Raw genomic sequence first — 20,771 nt, 5'->3', positions numbered from 1 at the left:
TTTATGTCTGTGTTTTTTTATAAAAATACTATACATTAAAAATTATTATTTTATCTTTTATGTAGATTTTCTTTTTAATTTCTTTATTATCAATATTTTTTATTACATTAGGTTCGCTTAAAGCTTTAGTAAAAAGAGAATCTTCTGTATCGGTTTCTTCTTTTTCTATTACTGCTCTAACTTTTCCATTAATTTGAATCGGTAATTTAATTTTCTTATTTAAAATTAAATTCTCTTGCAAAATTGGTCATGATTGCTTGCTTATTTCATTTGCTTGTAATCTGCTTAACAATTCTTCTGAAAGATGTGGTGCTAAAACAGAAAGCATTATACAAAAATCAATTAACATTTGTTTGTTGGAAATTTTTTCAGTTTTATATAAACCATTTATGAAAACCATAAGTTTACTAATAGCAATATTGAATTTTAAATTTTCAATTGCGATTGTAACTTCTTTAATAGTTTCCTGTCATAAAGAAATCATCTCTGAATCATCAAAATTTGCATCAATTAAATCATTATTTGCGAATTTATCTAAAATAACTTCAACTCTATCTAATCATCTTCTTATCCCTTGGATTGCATCTGTACTTCATTCTTTTGTATCAGTTAATGGTCCCATAAACATTTCATAAACTCTTAAAGTATCTGCACCATATTCGTTTACGATATCATCTGGGTTTATAACATTTCCTCTACTTTTAGACATTTTTTGCCCATCTGTACCTAAAATCATTCCTTGATTTACAACCTTAAAGAAAGGTTCATCATTAGGTAAAATCCCTATATCATAAAGGAATTTGTGTCAAAATCTAGAATAAATTAAATGTCCTACAGCATGTTCTTGACCACCAATGTATAAATCTACAGGAAGTCATTTTTTAAATCTTTTATATGCTTCTGGACTATCTATATTTAAATATGATCCATCTTCATTTTTAAGAATAAAAGCTAAAAAGTATCAAGAACTACCAGCTCACTGTGGCATTGTATTAGTTTCTCTTCTGTATTTTTTGCCATTTTTTTCAAAGTATAATCACTCTTTGTTATTTGCTAAAGGAGACTCTCCTGTTTTAGAAGGTTTAATATTTTGCATATATGGTAATTCTACAATTCCTTCATCTATGTAAATATTATCTTCTTCATCAAAATAAACTGGGAATGGTTCACCTCAATATCTTTGTCTTGAAAAAATTCAATCTCTTAGTTTGTAACTTATTTCTTTTTCAGAAATTCCCTTTTCATTTAATAATTTATAAATTTCTTCTTTTGCTTTTAAAATTTCTAAACCATTAAACTCTTCCGAATTAATTAATTTATTATCTTGCACAACTTTAATTATCTCTAAATCATATTTTTTAGCAAAATCATAGTCTCTTTCGTCTTCTCCAGGAACTCCCATAACAGCACCCGTTCCATAAGAATTTAAAACGTAGTCAGCAATTCAAATTGGAATTTTCTTATTATTTAAAGGATGGATAGCATATAAACCTGTAAAAATACCGTGTTTTTCTTTATTATTGGAAACTCTATCTCTTTCACTTAAAGTTTTAGTAAAGTCAATAAATTCTTTTATTTTTGGATTATTAATAATCACATCTACTAATTTGTTTTCTGGAGAAATAGCAATAAAAGTAACGCCAAATAATGTATCAATTCTTGTTGTAAACACTTCTATAATTTCACTATTATTTTCGATATGAAACTTAATTGTATGACCTTCAGATTTTCCTATTCAATTTTTTTGTAATTCTTTTAATGAATCCGAAAATTCTAAGTCATTTAATCCTTCTAACAATTTATCTGCATAATTAGTAATTTTTAAAACTCATTGTTTCATTGGTTTTCTAATAACTGGAAAACCACCTCTTTCACTAACTTTATTTCCTTCGTTATCAGTTATCACTTCTTCATTAGCAAGAACGGTCCCTAATTCTTCACACCAATTAACATCAACTTCTTTTATTTCTGCTAAATTATGTTCATATAATTTTTTAAATATTCATTGTGTTCATTTGTAAAATTTAGGATCAGTAGTATCCACCTCTTTAGATCAGTCATATGAAAAACCTAAACTTTTTAACTGTTTTTTAAAAGATTGAATATTACTTTGTGTAAAAGAAGCAGGGTGATTTCCTGTTTTTAGTGCATATTGCTCTGCTGGTAAACCAAAAGCATCTCATCCCATTGGATGAAGAACATCAAAATTATTTAGTCTTTTATATCTTGCTATTATATCTGTTGCTGTGTAACCTTCTGGATGTCCAACATGCAAACCTGAAGCGGATGGATATGGAAACATATCAAGAACATAAAATTTTTTTTCTTTATTTTCTGTTGTTTTAAATGAATTATTAATTTCTCAGTGTTTTTGTCATTTTTTTTCTATTTCTTTGTGATTATACATAATATTATTATTATATAAAAAAAACAATTTTGAAAAAATTTATTTTTGTGTTTTAAATCTTTTCAAAATCATTTCTTTTTCAATTGCACTTATTTCCATTTTTTTAATTTCAGATAACTCTTCTTCATATTTTTGTGCAAATTCTGAAGTTGGTTTTATAACTGGTTTTTTAGGAGCAAATAATTCACAAGCTTCATTTGCTTTTTCAATAGAAATTTCATAAGTACCTATTTTGTTAGCTAATTTAATAGTATCATTTTTGTTAAAAGTTAATAATGGTCTATATATTTGTAAACTTGTTTGACTACCAATAACATCCATTGATTCCATAGTTTGAGATGCAACTTGCCCTAAATTTTCTCCATTAGATATAGCTATGTAACCAAATTTTTTAGCTAAAATATCTGCTATTCTATAAAAACTTCTACGCATTAGATTTATTTTATAAGACTGGTCAGAAACTAAACCGATGTAATTCATTAAATCTGTATAGTTTATTTGAAATAATTTAGAACCACCTTGATAATTAGATAACAATTGAATAATTTTATCTACTTTTTGAACTGTTTTTTCATCAGTGTGTGGTGGTGTTATAAAAGACAAGAAATCAATATGCACACCTCTTTTCATCATTTCAAAAGCTGCAACTGGAGAATCAATTCCTCCAGAAATTAAATGTAAAACTTTACCAGAAATACCAACAGGTAAACCATCTAATCCTTTATAAAATTTAGAAAAAACATAAGAATATTTTTCTCTAACTTCAATATTGATTTGTTGATCAAAATTTTCCAAATCTACCTTTATTTCCTGTTTTTTTGCAAATAATTCGGTAGCAACTTCTTTTATAATTTCTTGTGAATTTAAAGGGAATTTTTTTCAGTTTCTATGACAATTTAATCTAAATTTTAAAAGATTATCATCAAATTGTCTTAAAACTTCTTCTTTTATGCTTTCTATATTAGTTTCTACTCTTTTTACAGGAGAAAAAGAAGAAATACCAAAAACTTTAGATAAATTTGCTAAAGTTTTTTCGCTATAAGGTAAATACATTCTATCAAAACTTACTTCTGGAATTTCCCCTGTAATTTTTATTATGTTTTGCTTCAAAGTGTTTATAAATTGTTTTCTATTACCACCTTTTAAAACTAATTCACCATATCTTATTAAAATTAAATCATACATATTATATTATTTCCTTTTCTAAAAATTTTACTATATTTTCTAATGCTTGTGGATAGTTTCCTTGTCTATGCATTTCTTCTGCTATTTTAAAACTGGCATCCAGTTTGTTTTTAGAACTCCTAAAAACATTCATATTTTTATATAAAAAATTTAATATTTCTTTGTATAAAAAATCAGTAAATATTTCTATATTATTTGTCAATAAATCATTTAACTTTTTAATATAAATTATTTTTTGGTCATTTTTTTCTTCATTTTCTATCAATAGAAACAAATTCAATATTTCTTTTTTGAAATTTTCATTTATATTTTCTTTATGTTTATTTACCAAAAAATCAGTAATTATTTCTTTTTGTAAAGAAAAATTGTTTAATAAATTCTTTTCTTTTAATTCAAAAAAATAAATATTTTTTAAAGCGATTAACTTAAAATCTATAATTATGAATTTTTCAAAAATACTTTTTATTTTTTCTATTTGTTCAAGATAAGTTTCTTTATTTAATAAAATATCTTCTAATAATAAATTTATATTATCTAATTCTTCTTTTGCTTGTATAAATGCTGTATTTTCTTTATTTTCTATGAAAAGAAGTAACTCATTTTTTTTCCTTGCTGTTCTATTTTTTATAATCAAAATGTTTTCTATTACTATTTCTTTAGATCTTTTTTCTTTTTCTATTTTTTCTTTGTTTTCTAATGTTAATTTATAAATAAATTTTAAATTAATATTAACTTTTTCAATATCAATTTCTTTATGTGCTTTCTTGACATTATTAAAAAGAATTTCTACTTGCTTTTTGTATTCTTCAAAAGAAAAAACTCTTTCCAATTGAAATTCTTCTTTGTTTTCAAAATAAAAATTTTTTAATGATTCAAAAATATTTGTCAAATTGTTGTCTATTTCGTTAGTAAATTTAACTACATAATTTAAAATTTTAAATAAATGAATTATATTTTCTTTATTTTCAATTAGTTTTTTGATATTTTCTTCTTTTTTATAGTTTAAATAATAATTTTGAGAAATAAAAACATTGTTGTTTGATATTTTTTTAATTAGTTTATCAATTTTTGCATGAATATATTTTATTTTGTCTTCATTGTTTTTAACAAATGTATTAGCTTTATGAAGATCTTGAGTCATTTTATTATAGTATCCTAAAAAAAACTTATTATTCTCAAAAATATAGTTATATTTTTCTTTTAGTTCTTCTAATATTTGAACTCTATCTGTAAAATAACTGTTAAGTTTTAACTCTATAACTTCATAAGAATGATTTATAATATTTGCTTTTTCAATTCTGCTTAAAAATTTAGTTTCTTCTTCGTTTTTATCTTTATGTTTTTTAATTATTTCTTTTAATTCAACTTCTTTTTGTTTTTCTTCTTCGTTTTTTAAATGCTCATGCTTAAAATAAATTTTTATTTGATTTATTAAAATATCAATTTCGTTTTTTATAGAATTGTTTTTTTCATTTTTTTTAACTTGTTCTTTTTTATTTCTTTCTTTTTCTTTTCTTCTTTTTTGTAAAACAAAAATAAGGATAATTAATCCAGTTATCAATAATAAAACTAAAAATCCCAATAAAAAAAATAAAAAATACTTCATTTGCTATTAAATTATACAAAAATGATGTAAAATATTAAAGCAATAAACACAGCTAAATAATATATATTAATATTTTTTAAATTTGTTTTAAATTTGGAAGTAAACTTTGCTGGATGTCGAAACCATTAAATTTAAAAAAATAATATGGAATTATTTCTTAACGTTTTTTGCAGAAAGAGGAAAAATGTCAAGATATACTGGTCCAATTTTCAAAAAATCAAGAAGATTAGGATTTTCAATTTTAGAAACTGGTAAAGAATTTGCAAAAGGTAAAAAAAGAACTTACGCTCCTGGACAACACGGACAAAAGAAAGTTAAATTATCTGATTATGGATTACACTTACACGAAAAACAAAAGGTTCGTTTTATGTATGGTTTAAATGAAAGACAATTCAAAAACACTTTCTTTAAATCTTCAAAACGTAAAGGTGTTGCTGGAACAAACTTCTTACAAATGTTAGAAACAAGGTTAGATAATATTGTTTACAGAGCAGGATTTGCTACAACAAGAAGACAAGCAAGACAATTAGTAAATCATGGTCACTTTACTTTAAATGGAAAAAAAGCAGATATTCCTTCAATGCAAGTTTCAATTAATGATGTAGTTGAACTAAAAGAAAAATCAAGAAAAAACGTTCAAATTACTGCAGCACTTGAATTAAAACAAAAAGCAGAATGAATTGAATATAAAGATTTTAAAGCTACTTTAAAAAGATTACCAGAAAGAAGAGAATTAAGTCAAGAAATCAATGATGCTTTAATTGTTGAGTTCTACAACAAATAATAATTTCAACACAGGAATTCTCCTGTGTTTTTTTGTCAAAAACTTGCTTTTTTTTTTTTTTTTGTAAAATCTAATTGGTATCTAATAATTAAATTAGATAGAAATTAGATTTAATTAGTTAAGTGGCAAAATTAGCTAATTATAGTATTCTTTTATATATTTAAAATTATTAGATACAACTAAATGCTCCTAGTATTTATATTTGAATTGGAAAATAAGCACAATCTGTATGTGAGAAAAACAGGAACATAATTATTTAGTTCCTGTTTTAATATTTCTTTTTTTCACTTTTTACTATTAATAGCACTATAATTAAAATATAAGGAATTAAAATGAAAAAAGATAAAAATCACATTGACACAATGAAACCGTTTTTTCCGGAAGAATCAATAACATTTGATAGATTAGAAGATGATTTTCACAAACATCCAGTCATTATTTTTTATAACGAATGGGAAGAAATATATTATTACTTAAAATGTCGCAGTTCTATAAAACATAAAAATTTCAGACACGAACTTAATGGTGAATATCTAATTAAAAAGGCAAATAATGGATTATTAAATCACGATAGTTTTATAGATACTGCTCAAATTTATAAAATTTTTGAAAAAGATTTATTTAAAGTTTTTGATAAAAATAATTTACTTTATTTAGATACCAAATTTCTAGATTTAGATGATATTAAAAACATTTATTTTATGCTTTGAGATAATCTCAAACAAAATCCACCATATGTTTCTTTAAGTGAAATTTCTATAAAAAATGACCAAATTTATTCTAAAACACTTTATTGCCATAAAGATTTTTTAACTAGAGATTTTAATCACTTTAAAAATTCAAATAACAGTGAAGAGTCAATTTTAGAAAAGGAAAAATTGGTTTTAGATATCTTAAACAACAGAAACACATTAAAACAAACTTTATTAGAAATCAAAAATATTTATTTAGGTACAAATAGCGAATATAAAGAATTAATGGAAGAAATTGATTATTTTGAACAACACAAAAGTTCTATAATTAATAATCATAAGTCTTTCATTGAAACTAATAATTTTAATTGCCACCATTATTGTGCATCGCAACTAAAACAGATTTTTCTTGGTTTAGAATCAAAAATAGATGTATCTAAATATGCAACAAATAATTTTAATTGTTTTCAAATGGGACAAATTCGTTTAGGTTTAGAACAAAATTTAGATGTTTCTCTATATGCTAAACCAATTTACGATAATTGACAAATGAAAGAAATAAGAGAAGGATTATTATCTAATATAGATGTTCTAAAATATGCTGATCCAAAAATTTCATCTGAAGAAATGAAAAATATTCGCTTAACATTGCAAAAAAATAAAAATCAACATTAGTTGATTTTTTGTTTAGTGTTTTTGCTTAAAAATTTTACAAATTCATTATAACGTAAAAAAGTATTATTTATTTTTAAGGTTTGCAATTGCTCTGGATTAAATAATTTTCTTGGAACTTCAAAAGCAATGTAACTAAAAGATGGTTCTACATAATTTGCTGTTTCATCTGTTGGTTCGCTTTCATTATTTTCTTTTAATTTAGCGTTTAATTCTAGATTGGTAGAATAAAAATTTAAAGCATTATTTTCTTTTTGAATAATTGAATATAAAGGAAATTCCTTTTGTTTTGAATTTAAATCATTGTAATTATAATCATTAGATTTAAATAGTGATTTAAATAAAGTATCTAACGATTTTGTATGAACAAAGTTATTTAATACATAAAAATTTTCTTTTAAATTTATTTTGCTTAAATAAAAAGCTACTTTTTGATAATTAAGCAAATTATTCATATGTTCTATTTCTTTAACATTATCATTTTTTTCATAATTTATAACATAGTAAAATAAAGTTTGTTTAAGATTATCTATATCTTTTTCATCTTTTATTAGATAAAAATCCTTAAGTTTTGTTTCATTTGAACTAACACTTGAATTACTTAAAAAGGTAAAAGTTTCATTAGATTTAACAATTTCTTTATCACCTAAATTATTAAACTCAATTTTATAATTTTCATATTGATTTTTTTCTTTGTCTTTTTCTGTTGTTGCACAAGAAACCACTGAAGTAGCAAAAATAGGAATGCTAACTAGTGAAGAAACTGAAAATAATAATTTATTTTTTAGCATAAGATTTCACCTACAAAAATAGTGTTTATAATTAATAAATTGAAATATTTTTTCTTCATTTTTTCCGTCCTTTATTTTTGTATTTACATAATAATTATATAATAATAATAATAATCTAATATATTCATAAAATAATATAAATTTATTCAAATAAATTCAATAAATACTTTTATAAAATTAAAAAAGGAATAAAAAAAAGCAGCAACTCCCTATTTTCCCATCTCTGGTATCTTCGGCGTAAAAGGTCTTAACTACTGAGTTCGGAATGGTATCAGGTGATCCCCTTTGCTATGGTCGCTTGTATATATATTACCATAAATTGTAAATTTGTCAAGATTTTTTTTAATTTTTTGTATAAATTTACAAAATTTAAAAATTAATTATAAAAAATTTTTTTTATTGTAAAATTTAAACAATTAATTAAATTTCTTTTTTTATTTTAACTTAAATTAATATATTAGGAGACATATGAAACCAACAAAATTATTTGCATTAGGTGGAATGCAAGAAATAGGTAAATCTACCCTTATAATAGAGCACGAAAATGACATAGTAATAATTGATGCAGGTATTAAATTTGCCGATACCTTTGCTACTGGAATTAAAGGAATAATTCCTGATTACTCTTATTTAAAAGAAAATCAGCACAAAATTAGAGGTTTATTTATAACTCACGGACACGAAGATCACATTGGTGGTGTTACTTATCTACTACAAGAAGTTCATATTCCTAAAATTTTTGCACCAAGAATTGCTATTCAATATTTAAAAGCTAAATTTGAAGATAGAGGTATTAGAAAAAAAGTAGAGTATGTAGAAATTGAAAGAGATGCTGTTCATACTTTCAATACACTAGAAGTAGATTTTTGAACTGCTCAACATTCAATTCCTGATGCTTTTGGAATAAGAGTTAAATCTCCAAATGGTTCCATTATGTGTACCGGAGACTTTAGATTTGACTATACACCCATTGGAAATCTAACCGATTTTAGCAAACTAGAACAAATAGGTAAAGAAGATTTAAGTGTGCTTCTTTCCGATTCTACAAATGCAATGAGACCTTTTCACTCACCAAGTGAAAAAGATATCTTAAAAGATATAGAAGCTCATATGCTAGATGCTAAAAAGAAAATAATAATTACTGCTTTTGCTTCTAACTTAACCAGAGTTAAAGTTATTATTGAACTTGCTGCTAAACTTGGTAAAAAAGTTGTAACTTTTGGAAGATCAATGGTAAATGGAGTACAAATAGGAAGAAAAATGGGATATATTGATGCTCCTAACGATGTTTTTATTGATAAGAAAAACATTTCAAAATACCAAGATAGCGAACTTGTTATTTTAACCACAGGTTCACAAGGTGAACAGATGGCTGCTTTAACCAGAATGTCACAAGGAAAACATCCACAAATAACCTTAAAACACGGAGATATGATTATTTTTTCTTCTTCTCCAATCCCTGGAAACAGAATCAAAATTGAATTATTAGTTAATAAACTATATAAAACAGGTGCTATTATTAAAGAAAATGGGGTTGATGGTTATCTCCATACTTCAGGTCATGCTTATAAAGAAGAACACGAAAAAATCTTTAGATTAACCAAACCAACATACTTTGTTCCTTACCATGGAGAATTTAGGATGTCAGTAGTTCATGGACAAACTGCCATTGAAAACGGAGTAAATCCTAATAATGTAATAATTCCAAGAATAGGTGAAGTATTACATTTAATAAACAAAAAACTCGTAACTACAAAGGAATTTATTAATCCAGGACCAATTTTTATTGATGGAGATGTGGTTTCCAAAGTTAATGTTTCTTTAATGAAAGAAAGAGTTGCTTTAGGTGAAAATGGTTTTGTTTATATTGCTATTGCAATAGATAGAAATAAAAACATTATAGTAGGAAAACCAAGAGTAGTTTCTAGAGGTTGCTTCTATGTTAAAACATCAACCGATTTTGTTGAAGAAATCAAGAGATTAGTTCATGGAGCTGTTTTATTTACAATCAAAAATAAAGAAGATTGAACAGTTCCTGAATTAAGACAGTTAATAAAAGATCGTTTAATTCCTTTCTTTTATAAAGAAAAAAGAAGAAATCCTATAATTATTTCTTCCTTCTTATTTACAGATGATAAGAAAAATCCTTTAGAAGGATTTGAAAGACAAAAAGAAACAGAAGAAGACAATGAATTTGCTGATGAAGACGACTTAGACGAATAGAAAAATAACACTTTTTTTAAGTGTTATTTTCTTTATTCTTCAATATCTATTTGTGCAAGTTCAACAACTAATTCATCTTTTGAAATGGTTAATGAATCATTTTTTAAATCTTGTTCAATTTGTTCTAAATATAAAGCTTTTTGCTTGTTTGTTTCTCTTTTTTTAGAGAAAGCAAATAATGTAGCTGCTGCTGTTAAAAACGCCATTATTGTAGTTATGATTGAAATTGTTACAAATAATCAAACTGCTGTTAAATTTGGGTTTTTAGCAATAGCATAAGCAGATAACAATCCATTAAATGCACTCATTAAAATTAAAGCAATACTTACAATTAAGAAAGTTCATTTGGATCTTAAATACTTAGTAGTTAAACTTTTCATACTTTTTTTAGTTCTGTTTATTTCATTTGAATAATCCATAATTATTCTTCTCCTTCGTTAAGTGAATATTTATTACCAAGTATTTCAGAAACTCTATCAAAAAATAATAAATCTTTATTTTTTGCTTCTGCATATTTTCCTTCATTTGCTTCAAAAAGAACTTTTTCTAAATAAATTAAATTATTAACTTTTTGATTTCTTATTCATTTTTTCTTTACAACAAATAAAGCTAATAATCCATTTAAAATAGCTAAAGAAATTCCTATTCACAATGTGAAAATTGGTCATTGATCTACTATTTTTCCATCAACTTCTGAAGTGAATAAAAGGGCAAATCCTTTAAATTCTTCTAATCTAGAAGAAGCTAGTTTTGCAACTCCCATTAAACCAGAAAAGAAAGTAAATAATAATGAAAATAGAGCAGCTACTCAAAAAATTATTTTATAAATTTTTGCTTTTATATTAGTTTTTAAAGTTATATAATCAATAAATTCTTTTGTAGAATCAAATAATTTTACATTCATTATTTTCCACCTCCTAAAATAAATTTCTTGATTAATTGCCCTTTTGAAACTTGTTTTTTAGCTAAAAAATCTTTTTCAATTTGATTAAATTCTTTATCAAATTGTTCTTTTGAATAATTTTCATCTTCTCTTAATTTATATGTTATATATGTTATTTTTCTCATTGCTTGTTTATAATCTTTAAATTTCATTACTTCTCTATAAATAGATAAAAATAAATTAAATAAAAAGGTTAGAACGATAAAGGAAGCAAGTACAATTGTTAAACCTAATTCATCAAAAAATGATTTTCTTGTTTCTGCTGGGATAGAATTATAACGATTTACTTCTATAACAATAACTGTTATCGCAATTGTAATAATAGTTAAATTTAAAATTATTAAAGCTCATTTAATAAAATTATCTAAAATAGAAGAATATTTTGCTTCTTTTGCTAATTTTCTTTTTTTGCTTTCTACATATTCAAGCAATTGAATATTAATATTTTTCATTTTTCCTCCGACGGCACATATTATACTTTATTTTTTAAAAATAAAATAGTAAAATATATATGAGTTTTAAACTCAAATTAGGAGAAATTTTTTATAAATATGGATCAATTTATCAAAACAGTGAGTAACCAATCCCTATGGGGAGCAATAATTGCTTCTATCGGGATTATTACAATAGGTTACTTATTCGCAAAATTTAAAATTTTAAAACAAGAAGGTAAAGGAATTATAAATCAAATTGTTTTATTAATTGCTTTACCTGCTCTTGCACTAAACGGTTTTATGAAAACCATTACAATTAAAAGTTTAATTGAACAAGCTGTAATTCTTGGAGTCGCTTTTGCTTTTTACATAGTGCTGTGTATCATAGCACTAGTTTGAGTTAAATTTGTAAAAGTTCCCAAATTATCCAAATCTAAAGTTGTCAAAACTTTAGGTGGCAAAAATGTTACAGAATCAAGAGCTTTAGTTATTTGAATGATGTTAATTTTTGGTTCAACAACATTCTTTGGACTACCTATTATTCAAGCAGTTTATGACAAAAATGGGGTTTTAGCAGCTAACATCTGAAACATTCCATACAGAATTTTCCTTTATTCTCTATGTTTTATGTTGATGTCTGGTCTTAAATTCAATAAAGCAAACTTTTCAAAATCAATTAAAACCGCTTTATTAAATCCAATTGTTATCGCTACATTTATTGGTTTAATTTTATGATTAAGTCAATTAATTCCTGGTGGTACTTGAAATGTAGTAGATAAAAACGGTAACAAAACAGGAGTTATACTAGGGTGATTTGAATTAAGTAAAACTCTTCCTGCGTTACACAAAATAATTCAAACTCTTTCTGGTTTAGCTTCACCATTAATTTGAATAACAATTGGTATGACTATTGCTACAGTTCCTTTGAAAAACGCAATACAAGATATATGAGTTTGAATATTTGTAGCAATTAAATTAATAGCAATACCATCACTAGTTCTATTAATAATGTTACCTTTAAAATATACAGGAGTAGTTACTAGTCATGTTGCAAGTTCAATGGTTATTTTTGCTGCAGTTCCACCTTCAACAGTTGTTATTGCTTATTCCATGAAATACAAAATGCATGAAACTTATTCAGCACAGTGTTCTGCTTTAGCAACTCTTTGTGCTATTGTAATGATGCCTGTTTGAATAGTTATTTTAGGATTGGTATTTTAATGGCAAATATAAAAGTTATTTGTTTTGGAGTAAGAGAAGTGGAAAAAGAAATTTTCCACAAATTTAATAAATACAATTATGAATTAGAACTTCGTTCTGATTCATTAAATGAAAATACTGTTGATAGTGTTAAAGGTTTTGATGCAGTTATTACAAGAGCAAGCGATAAAGTTAATGCAGCTGTTGTAGAAAAAATTCATTCTTTTGGTATTAAATACATTTTAGCTAGAATTGTTGGTACAGATCATATGGATTTAGAGAAAATGAAAGAACTAGGAATCAAATCAGCAAGAGTTCCTTCATATTCTCCAACAGCTATTTCAGAATTAGCATTTTCACTTGGTGTAATGTTAAATAGAAAAAGTCTTCATTTTGCTCATAAAGGTTATAATAACGATTTTACTGTTGATCCTTTTGGTTTTGCAAGAGAATTTAAAAACACCACAGTAGGAATTATCGGAACAGGAAAAATCGGATATTGAACTGCTCACTTTTTTAAATCAATAGGTACAACAGTTCTAGGATTTGATCCTTTTCCAAATGACAAAGCAAAAGAAGTGCTTGAATACACAAATTTAGACGACTTATTAGCAAAATCAGATATTATTTCATTTCACATCCCTTATATTAAAGGTCAAAATGATAAAATGATAAATAAAGATTTTATTTCCAAAATGAAAGATAATGCTATTTTAATTAATACAGCTCGTGGTCAAATTCAAGATGAAAATGCTTTATTATGAGCTCTAGAAACTAACAAATTAAGTGCTATTGCTGCAGATGTATTTAACAACGAAGGTGAAATTTTCTTTAAAAAACACCAAAAAGAACTTCCAAATGAAACAGTTCAAAAATTAATGACTTATTATCCAAGATTTGTTGCAACTCCACACATAGGTTCATATACAGATGAAGCAGTTGCAAATATGGTTGAACAATCTTTTGATAACTTAAATGAATTTTTAACTACCGGAGATTGTAAAAATAAAGTTTACTAAAAACAAAAAGTTAACAATTATTTGTTAACTTTTTTTATTCTTTACTTATAAATAACCTTATTATCCTATACATAAGTCATAAATTATCTAAATATTTTGTTTCTTTTAGATAAAGATTTTCTTTTAAATTAGAAGGTAATATTAGCTGTGATTTTGCTTTCATTATTTCTTGATCAGAAATTCAAGCGTCTTCTGAAACAAAATCTATTAAATTAATTTTGTCTACCATTTTTTTATAATTATTTTTGTTTAAATATAAAGAATTAATGAGTAAACAAAGTAAAATATAAAATTTTAAGGTTTTAAAATTATTAATTTTTTGAATATCTATTTTATCAACAAAAAGTTCTTGTGTATTTGCCAAAACTATTTCAATATCTTTATATTTATAAATTTTATCTCGTTCTATTTCTATACAAAAATCCTTTATTTTCCCTTTCAAATCGTAATTTTTATCATCAGAAATTAAAGTGATACTTTTTATTATAAAAAAATCATCGAAGTATAATTCTAAACCTTTTTCACCTATAAAAATTACTTTATCTAAATCTAAATTAGATTCTATAAAATTTAGATTTTTTCTGTTTTTAATAAATTTAAAGCAATTAATTACTGAACCAATCCTCAAAGAAAATAAATTTATTAAAAATATTAAAGCAAAACAAATTAAATCACTTCTATTTTCATAATAAAAATATAATAGTCCAAAAATCATTACTCTTCTTAGTGCTGCAAATAAAAAGAATATGGAAAATATAAAACAAAATACAATAACATATATAACTACTTCTTTGTGTGGTACTTCATTAAATTTGATTATATAAAATACAGATAAAAATAAGGTTAAAATGAAAATAAAAGAATCTATGAAAATAAAGAAAAATAATTTAAATCTCGAACTTAAATAAGTTAATTTTTCAACTTCATTTTTTAAACTAAAGAAGTTTGTCTTCATAATTTCCCCTCAATCTTTTTCAATTAAAATTCATTATAAAAAACATTTTTACTTTATTTGTATAGTCATTATAATCTATTTCTTTATTTTTTAAAATCTGTATTTTAATGGTTAAAATTAAAATGTATTTTATTAGTATTCACAATATAAAAGGAAAAAATAAAATTGGAAATAAATAAAAAAGAAGTGAAGTAATTATGCCGCTTGCAACTAACTTATTATAAATTTCAGTCCTAAAAATTAAATCTATTATAAGTAAAATTAAAGGAAATATAAGGATTAAAAAATTAAAGCTTAAAAAGAATATAAGCCTAAAAAATGAATAATCATTATTTATTCATTTTAGTGTTTTTTTAATTTCGTTGTTGTTCATAATCCTCCTTTTTTTTCATAATATATGTAAATATATTATATCACTTTTAAAAAAAAAAAAAAAATACCTTTTTATATAGGTATTCTCTTTATAAAATTAATTTTTGTTTTTTGAAAAATACAAATTTAGTGTGTATCATAATGTTATTTTATAAAAATCTTTTTCTTTTCTGTTTATATAGTTTTTATCTTTAAAAATATATGTATTGTTTCCAAATAAATAAATAACAAAACAAGAAAAATAAATATTAATTAAGGAATTAAATAATTCAGCATCAGTCATTTTTTCTTTTTTAATTAACTCAATTTGTTTATTTAATCTTTTTATTATAAAATCTTTTCTACTTTTGTTTTTTCTATAAAAAGTTAAGTTTTTGTATTTTTCTAAGTCTTTATTTTGTTCTCAAAAATTAATTAATTCTTGGATTGGATTTTCTGTTTTTTCTTTGCTTTTTGTTTTTTTAGAAAGTTTTATCTTATAAATAACAAAAATTAATATGAAGAAAATTATAAACAAAATACTAAAAATAATCGATAAGATTCAATATACATTATTACTTTCTTGATTGTAAGATTCAATTGTAGACATTACTATAAAAAATATAAAAAAGGAAATATTAATAATGATTTCTCAAATATCTATAAATTCAATCGAACTATTTGTATTTTTTGTATTTTTTTGCACTTCTCAAATTCTTTTGTCTATTTTTTCTAAAAAAGTTTTTTGTTTATAAGACACAAAGAAAAATAATGAATTTAATAATGAAAAAAGCATAAATGCTAATAATGTTAATAAAAATGATTTCATAATTAAAATAATAGAGATAAAATTGATGTTATTGATAATACAGCATTAAAAGCTGCAGAAAATCCATATGTTGATGCAGAAATGCTTGTACCACTAGCAATTAAAATTGGTTTTAATATATTAGAAAAGATTTGTCCTAAGGTATAAATGGATGTTTGTTTCTATAACTATAAACTTTATGATTTTTTTTCTCTATTCTATTCATTTCTCTCCTTAAAAGAATAAATTTTATTTAGTTTCTTTTTTCATTATTTTTTTAAAGAAAGTTCAATCTTGTTGTTCTTGGAAAACTTCTCTTGGTTTTCTAAATTTAATTTTAGGATTTTTATTTTTTTCATTAAAATTATCAAATTCTATAGAAGATAACAATACATAAATAAAGTATGCTAAATAAGTAAGTAAAGGAACTAAAACTGATAAAGTTACTATATTTAAAGGTCATCTTGTTAGTTTTCCCAAAGTCCCTATTCCAGTTCTACCAAGGTATAACCAATTAGGATCTAATGCTATTTTTAATTTAGGGTTGCCTATTTTTTGTAAAATTTCATACATTATTCAAGAAACAAAAAATATTACTATTCCTAAAATTAACATCATTACAAGTCCTTGTGTTATTACTGTAATGTTTATTTTTGCTTTTTTGCCATATGCAATATGTGTTAGAACTGGGATAAAAATTACAAATCCATGAGTTAATATAAAATCTCAGTAAGCATAAGTGTCATATCCAGAGTCAAACCCCGCTCTTTCATATTCTATTGTCCCTGGTTGGAAAGAATTATAAATTCTGTCTTGATTAATAAATTCGGGAACAGGTCCTAAATTTACAAATAAAAATCCTACTATTCCACCTAAAAAAGCTAATATACTAATATATTTAATATTGTGTGCCTTTTTGAAAAGGAAAATAAATCCAAAATAAACTATATAAAATCTACATAAATGTAAAGGAATTAATTCTCATTTTCAAGGATAATCGCGAACCAAAAATAAAATTATTCTAAAAATATTAAATATTATTACAAAAGCACCTATCACCATAAATAATTGATCTTTGTTTAAATTTTTTAAATATTTTTTGTCTGGGTTTGAATTGAAATGGTTATATATTTTTGATTTATAAATTCAAACAAAAGTAGTTGCTAAAAGAATTAATGCAAAAATTGAATAAAATAAAATCTTAGACTCTGCAAATGTAACTACATTTCTTCTTCAATTAAAAAAATCTAAAAATTGCATTTTTTCTCCTTTCAAATTTTTGTATATAAATTATAATACTATTTTTTGTTTTTAAAATCAAATATTAATATATAATATAAATGCCATTAAAACAAAAACCTTGTAACCTGGTCAGGACAGAAATGTAGCAGCCACATCGAGAAGTGTTGTGTTTAGTGGTTTTTTTATTTTACTTAAAAATCTTTTTCAGTAAAGAAAACTTTTTGTTATTAAAAGGTTTTTTTACCAAACTTAAAGGTTTAAATACAAATTTATTTATAAAAAAAGATTTTTGATGGCTAAAAGATTTAAAACCGCTATATCCCCTGTATTTCCCTAGTCCTGAATTTCCAATGCCACCAAAAGGTAAATATGAATTTGCCACATGTTCTGTTGTGTTATTTATAATGATTGCTCCTGCTTGTAATTTTTTTATTTTATTAATAATTGATTTTTGTTTACTAAAAAGATAAAGAGCAAGTGGTTTTTGTTGTCTTTTAACAATATCAATTGCTTCTTCAATAGTTTCAAAAGAAATAACAGGCAAAATTGGTCCAAAAATTTCTTCTTGCATTATCGCATCATTTAATGATGCTTTATAAATAAAAGGTTCTATTATTTTCATTTCATGATTAGTTTTTAACTCGGTTGAAATAACTAATTTCAATAGTCTATTATAATGTTTTTCACTAATGATTTTAGGTTCATTTTCGAGGTTATTTTTTAGTTGATTTTGTACATATTCTCTGTATTTTTGTATAAATTCATCTTCTATTTTTTTATCTATTAAAACATAATCATGAGTTGTACATGTTTGCCCTGAGTTTAATGATTTACCATAATAAATCTTTTCAATAACATTATCTAAATTTACATCAGAACAAATTATAGTTGGTGATTTACCACCTAACTCTAAAATGGTTGGTGTTAAAAATTTAGAAGTTTTTTCTAAAACTATTTTTCCGACATTTGTTGAACCGGTAAAAAATACAAGATCAAATTTTTGATCTAAAAGAAAATTAGATGTTTCTAAGGAAGAATCAGCACAATAAATGATTTTATGATCAAAATTTTCGTTAAAAAATTTCATTAATCATTTAGATGAATATTCTGAAAATTCAGAAGGTTTTAATATAACCCTATTTCCTGCACCAATAGAATTTATAATAGGTACAATAGAAAGCATAATTGGATAATTTCAAGGACTAATAATTAAGGTTTGTCCATATGCTTCATATTTATAACTTGATTTAGATGGAAACAAGTAGAAAGGTGTTTTTACTCTTTTAGAACGAGCTCATTTTTTTATATTTTTTACATATAGATCTATTTCTTTATAGATTAAAGCAATTTCGGAAACAAAGGATTCTACTTTATCTTTGTTTAAATCTTCTTTTAACGCTTTAAAAATTTCTTCTTCTTTTTGTTGAATTAATCTTTTAATTTTTTTTAAAATTTCAATTCTGTCTTTAATACTTAAAGGACCAAAATAAAAAAAATCTTCCCTTTGTAAGTGATAGATTTTTTCTAATTCTTTTTGATTTATCAAATTTTTACCCTTTTTTCTTTTGATATAAACATTTTATCGGATGAAGAAATTTCATAAGTTTCTAAAAATAAATCATTATTTCCTAAAATAACATTAGCACGTACTTTTCCTGGTGAGTGAACATCTGATTCCAATTGTCTTTTTGCTGCACCTTCTTTTAAAATAATTCTTCAACTTGTTGCTCAGCTTTCAAAAAAGTTTTTGGCATCAAAATCTTTTTCTTGTTTTGCCGCTTCTAAAGCGCAGTCAAAACCACCTAAATCTGCAATGTTTTCAGAAACAGTCAACTCTCCATTAACTGGTCCAAAGTCTGTTTCTACTTTATCAAATAAATTAATTGTTGCTTGTGTTCTTTTTGCAAATTCTTCTCTATCTTTATCGGTTCATCAATTGTTTAATTTTCCTTTTTCATCAAATTGAGCACCGTGATTATCAAAACCATGAGAAATTTCATGAGCTATTACACAACCAATAGAACCATAATTATAAGATGATGGTCTATTTAAATTGTAAAAAGGATCTGCTAAAATAGCTGCAGGGAAAACTATTTGATTTTTTAATGGATTGTAATATGCATTAACTGTTGCAGGAGACATTGATCAATATCTTTTATCTTCTGTTTTGCCAAATAAAGACAATGCATATTCAACTAAATATTTATTAAATTTAAGTGCGTTTTCAAATAAATTTCCACCTTCTTCATAAGTTTTAACTTTAAATTTTGAATAATATGGTCTAATCACTTCTGGAAAACCAATCATAACTTGAATAGTAGATAATTTAGTTAATGCTTTTTGAATAGTTTCTTTACTCAATCAAGTATTATTATTTAATCTCATTTTATAAACATTAATCATATTAGAAACCATATGTTCAATATTTTCTTTTGCTTTTTTACCAAAGTAATTTTCAGCATAATACATACCTAAAGGCATTCCAAAATATTCATTTGCTATATCAAAAGCAAAATTTTCTAAGTTTCTATAAGTTTCAATAGAATAAACTTTTCTACCAAATTCCCCAGCTTTAATTCTAATTTCTTCACTTAAAAATTTAGTTGTTTGTAACAAGTTTCTTATAAATAAAAATGATTTATAAAATTCAAAATTTTCATTGCTAAAGATTTTGTCAAAATTTTCATAAAGTCTTATATTTGAAACAGAAACTGCTTCCACTTTTTGTGAAACTAAACTTTCTAATAAATCAGAAATAACAAATTGTTTAGTATATAAATTATATTCATCTTTTGTTTTTAAATTATATAAAGCAACATAATTAGCTTGCTCTATTGATGAGAGAATATAATCTTTATAAATGTCATCAAATTTAATAGCATTTGATATTAATTTATTTGCTTCTTCTTCTGTTTTACCATAGTCTTTTAATAAGAATAAAACCATTTCTTTTCAAGTGTTTAATAATTTTTCTGACTCTTCTTTGTTTGAATAACTTTCTTTGTTTGGCAAGATTGTTTTAAAATCTCCAAATCAAAAAATTCTTTTTTCATTATCAATAAAATCTTCGTATAAATCTTTTTCTAAAGGTAAAAATCCGTATAAAAGTCAAAATTCTTTATCTTGTGAAAATAAATCTTTAAAGGATTTTAAACTTTCTAATTTAGTTAAATATTGTTTAACCGGTTCTCAACCAAGTTCTTTTCTTTTGCTTTCATTCATTAACATTGAAAAATATTTAACATATTCCAACATCATTGAATTTTCATTTAAAGAACTTGTATCTTTAAGTCATTTTTTTGTTAAATCTTTTAAAAGTTTTTCTAAGTTTAAATCAAGTTCAGAAAAAACACTAATACTTGATTTATCTTCTGGTATTTTTGTGTTTTCTAATCATACTTTATTTATGTGACTGAAAAAGTCATCTTTTAATAATGTTTTTTTCATTTTTCTTCTTTC

Annotated in this window: 17 protein-coding genes, 1 rRNA gene and 1 other RNA gene; 6 read left to right on the top strand and 13 right to left on the bottom strand. The window is 23.8% G+C overall.

Translation table 4 applies throughout. The annotated features are described in order from the left end of the window. Positions 1 to 28: 28 nt before the first annotated feature. From leuS to ACXX85_RS02415, 3 genes are read right to left on the bottom strand one after another with little or no spacing between them, the layout of a single operon-like run. Entirely contained in the window at positions 29 to 2,407 is a 2,379-nt protein-coding gene (gene leuS / locus ACXX85_RS02425) for a leucine--tRNA ligase (protein ID WP_458560535.1), read from the bottom strand. 39 nt (positions 2,408 to 2,446) lie between these two features. After that, positions 2,447 to 3,592 carry a tRNA uracil 4-sulfurtransferase ThiI gene (gene thiI / locus ACXX85_RS02420; RefSeq protein WP_436358762.1) on the bottom strand — a complete coding sequence of 382 codons (1,146 nt, stop codon included), beginning with the start codon at positions 3,590 to 3,592 and terminating at the stop codon, positions 2,447 to 2,449. 1 nt (position 3,593) lies between these two features. Further along, the gene (locus tag ACXX85_RS02415) at positions 3,594 to 5,174 is read right to left on the bottom strand and encodes a hypothetical protein (protein ID WP_458560534.1); all 1,581 of its coding nucleotides are present in this window, start codon (positions 5,172 to 5,174) and stop codon (positions 3,594 to 3,596) included. A gap of 208 nt (positions 5,175 to 5,382) precedes the next feature. On the opposite strand from ACXX85_RS02415, the gene rpsD reads away from it, so the two are divergent. Beyond that, positions 5,383 to 5,982 carry a 30S ribosomal protein S4 gene (gene rpsD / locus ACXX85_RS02410; protein WP_436358760.1) on the top strand — a complete coding sequence of 200 codons (600 nt, stop codon included), beginning with the start codon at positions 5,383 to 5,385 and terminating at the stop codon, positions 5,980 to 5,982. A 332-nt stretch (positions 5,983 to 6,314) separates the two neighbouring features. Beyond that, complete coding sequence (locus ACXX85_RS02405) at positions 6,315 to 7,349, top strand: Mbov_0400 family ICE element protein (protein WP_436358759.1); 1,035 nt, start codon at positions 6,315 to 6,317, stop codon at positions 7,347 to 7,349. On the opposite strand, the gene ACXX85_RS02400 is transcribed toward ACXX85_RS02405, so the two are convergent. Further along, on the bottom strand, positions 7,346 to 8,137 hold the full coding sequence (locus tag ACXX85_RS02400) for a hypothetical protein (RefSeq protein WP_458560533.1): 792 nt from the start codon (positions 8,135 to 8,137) through the stop codon (positions 7,346 to 7,348). The two genes, ACXX85_RS02405 and ACXX85_RS02400, sit on opposite strands and share 4 nt — an antisense overlap. 196 nt (positions 8,138 to 8,333) lie before the next feature. Beyond that, positions 8,334 to 8,439: ribosomal RNA gene (gene rrf, locus ACXX85_RS02395) — 5S ribosomal RNA — on the bottom strand. Positions 8,440 to 8,605: 166 nt separating this feature from the next. On the opposite strand from rrf, the gene ACXX85_RS02390 reads away from it, so the two are divergent. Continuing rightward, complete coding sequence (locus ACXX85_RS02390; RefSeq protein WP_458560532.1) at positions 8,606 to 10,360, top strand: ribonuclease J; 1,755 nt, start codon at positions 8,606 to 8,608, stop codon at positions 10,358 to 10,360. Between the two features lie 32 nt (positions 10,361 to 10,392). Here the strand turns inward: ACXX85_RS02390 and ACXX85_RS02385 are convergent, their stop codons facing one another. From ACXX85_RS02385 to ACXX85_RS02375, 3 genes are read right to left on the bottom strand one after another with little or no spacing between them, the layout of a single operon-like run. Then, positions 10,393 to 10,779 (bottom strand): hypothetical protein, encoded by a 387-nt coding sequence (locus ACXX85_RS02385; protein WP_436358756.1) that lies wholly within the window; start codon positions 10,777 to 10,779, stop codon positions 10,393 to 10,395. 2 nt (positions 10,780 to 10,781) lie between these two features. After that, positions 10,782 to 11,264: a DUF4231 domain-containing protein gene (locus ACXX85_RS02380; RefSeq protein ID WP_436358755.1), complete on the bottom strand. Its 483-nt coding sequence runs from the start codon at positions 11,262 to 11,264 to the stop codon at positions 10,782 to 10,784. Continuing rightward, a complete protein-coding gene (locus ACXX85_RS02375) occupies positions 11,264 to 11,755 on the bottom strand; it encodes a hypothetical protein (RefSeq protein ID WP_458560531.1) in 492 nt (163 codons plus the stop codon). The genes ACXX85_RS02380 and ACXX85_RS02375 overlap by 1 nt, the downstream gene beginning before the upstream one ends. Before the next feature lie 99 nt (positions 11,756 to 11,854). Here ACXX85_RS02375 and ACXX85_RS02370 point away from each other — a divergent pair, with 99 nt between their 5' ends. Together ACXX85_RS02370 and ACXX85_RS02365 are read left to right on the top strand one after the other, a co-directional pair. After that, on the top strand, positions 11,855 to 12,958 hold the full coding sequence (locus ACXX85_RS02370; RefSeq protein WP_458560530.1) for an AEC family transporter: 1,104 nt from the start codon (positions 11,855 to 11,857) through the stop codon (positions 12,956 to 12,958). Next, entirely contained in the window at positions 12,958 to 13,956 is a 999-nt protein-coding gene (locus ACXX85_RS02365) for an NAD(P)-dependent oxidoreductase (protein WP_458560529.1), read from the top strand. The genes ACXX85_RS02370 and ACXX85_RS02365 overlap by 1 nt, the downstream gene beginning before the upstream one ends. A gap of 34 nt (positions 13,957 to 13,990) precedes the next feature. On the opposite strand, the gene ACXX85_RS02360 is transcribed toward ACXX85_RS02365, so the two are convergent. From ACXX85_RS02360 to ACXX85_RS02350, 3 genes are all read right to left on the bottom strand, one after another. Next, entirely contained in the window at positions 13,991 to 14,911 is a 921-nt protein-coding gene (locus ACXX85_RS02360) for a hypothetical protein (protein WP_458560528.1), read from the bottom strand. Between the two features lie 469 nt (positions 14,912 to 15,380). Further along, positions 15,381 to 16,091, bottom strand: coding sequence for a hypothetical protein (locus tag ACXX85_RS02355; RefSeq protein ID WP_458560527.1), 711 nt, complete (start codon positions 16,089 to 16,091; stop codon positions 15,381 to 15,383). Between the two features lie 228 nt (positions 16,092 to 16,319). After that, complete coding sequence (locus ACXX85_RS02350) at positions 16,320 to 17,330, bottom strand: TMEM164 family acyltransferase (protein WP_458560526.1); 1,011 nt, start codon at positions 17,328 to 17,330, stop codon at positions 16,320 to 16,322. Positions 17,331 to 17,405: 75 nt separating this feature from the next. Between ACXX85_RS02350 and ffs the strand changes: the two genes are divergently transcribed. Beyond that, an RNA gene (gene ffs / locus ACXX85_RS02345) (signal recognition particle sRNA small type) lies at positions 17,406 to 17,502 on the top strand. Here the strand turns inward: ffs and ACXX85_RS02340 are convergent. Together ACXX85_RS02340 and ACXX85_RS02335 are read right to left on the bottom strand one after the other, a co-directional pair. Then, positions 17,500 to 18,858, bottom strand: coding sequence for an aldehyde dehydrogenase family protein (locus tag ACXX85_RS02340; protein ID WP_458560525.1), 1,359 nt, complete (start codon positions 18,856 to 18,858; stop codon positions 17,500 to 17,502). The two genes, ffs and ACXX85_RS02340, sit on opposite strands and share 3 nt — an antisense overlap. Next, the gene (locus ACXX85_RS02335) at positions 18,852 to 20,759 is read right to left on the bottom strand and encodes a M13 family metallopeptidase (RefSeq protein ID WP_458560524.1); all 1,908 of its coding nucleotides are present in this window, start codon (positions 20,757 to 20,759) and stop codon (positions 18,852 to 18,854) included. Before ACXX85_RS02335 ends, ACXX85_RS02340 begins: the two co-directional genes overlap by 7 nt. Between the last annotated feature and the right edge of the window lie 12 nt (positions 20,760 to 20,771).

Source organism: Mycoplasma sp. Z386 (assembly GCF_054343375.1).
Note: the sequence above shows the minus strand (reverse complement) of the source record. Positions and strands in the feature narration are given on the sequence as shown.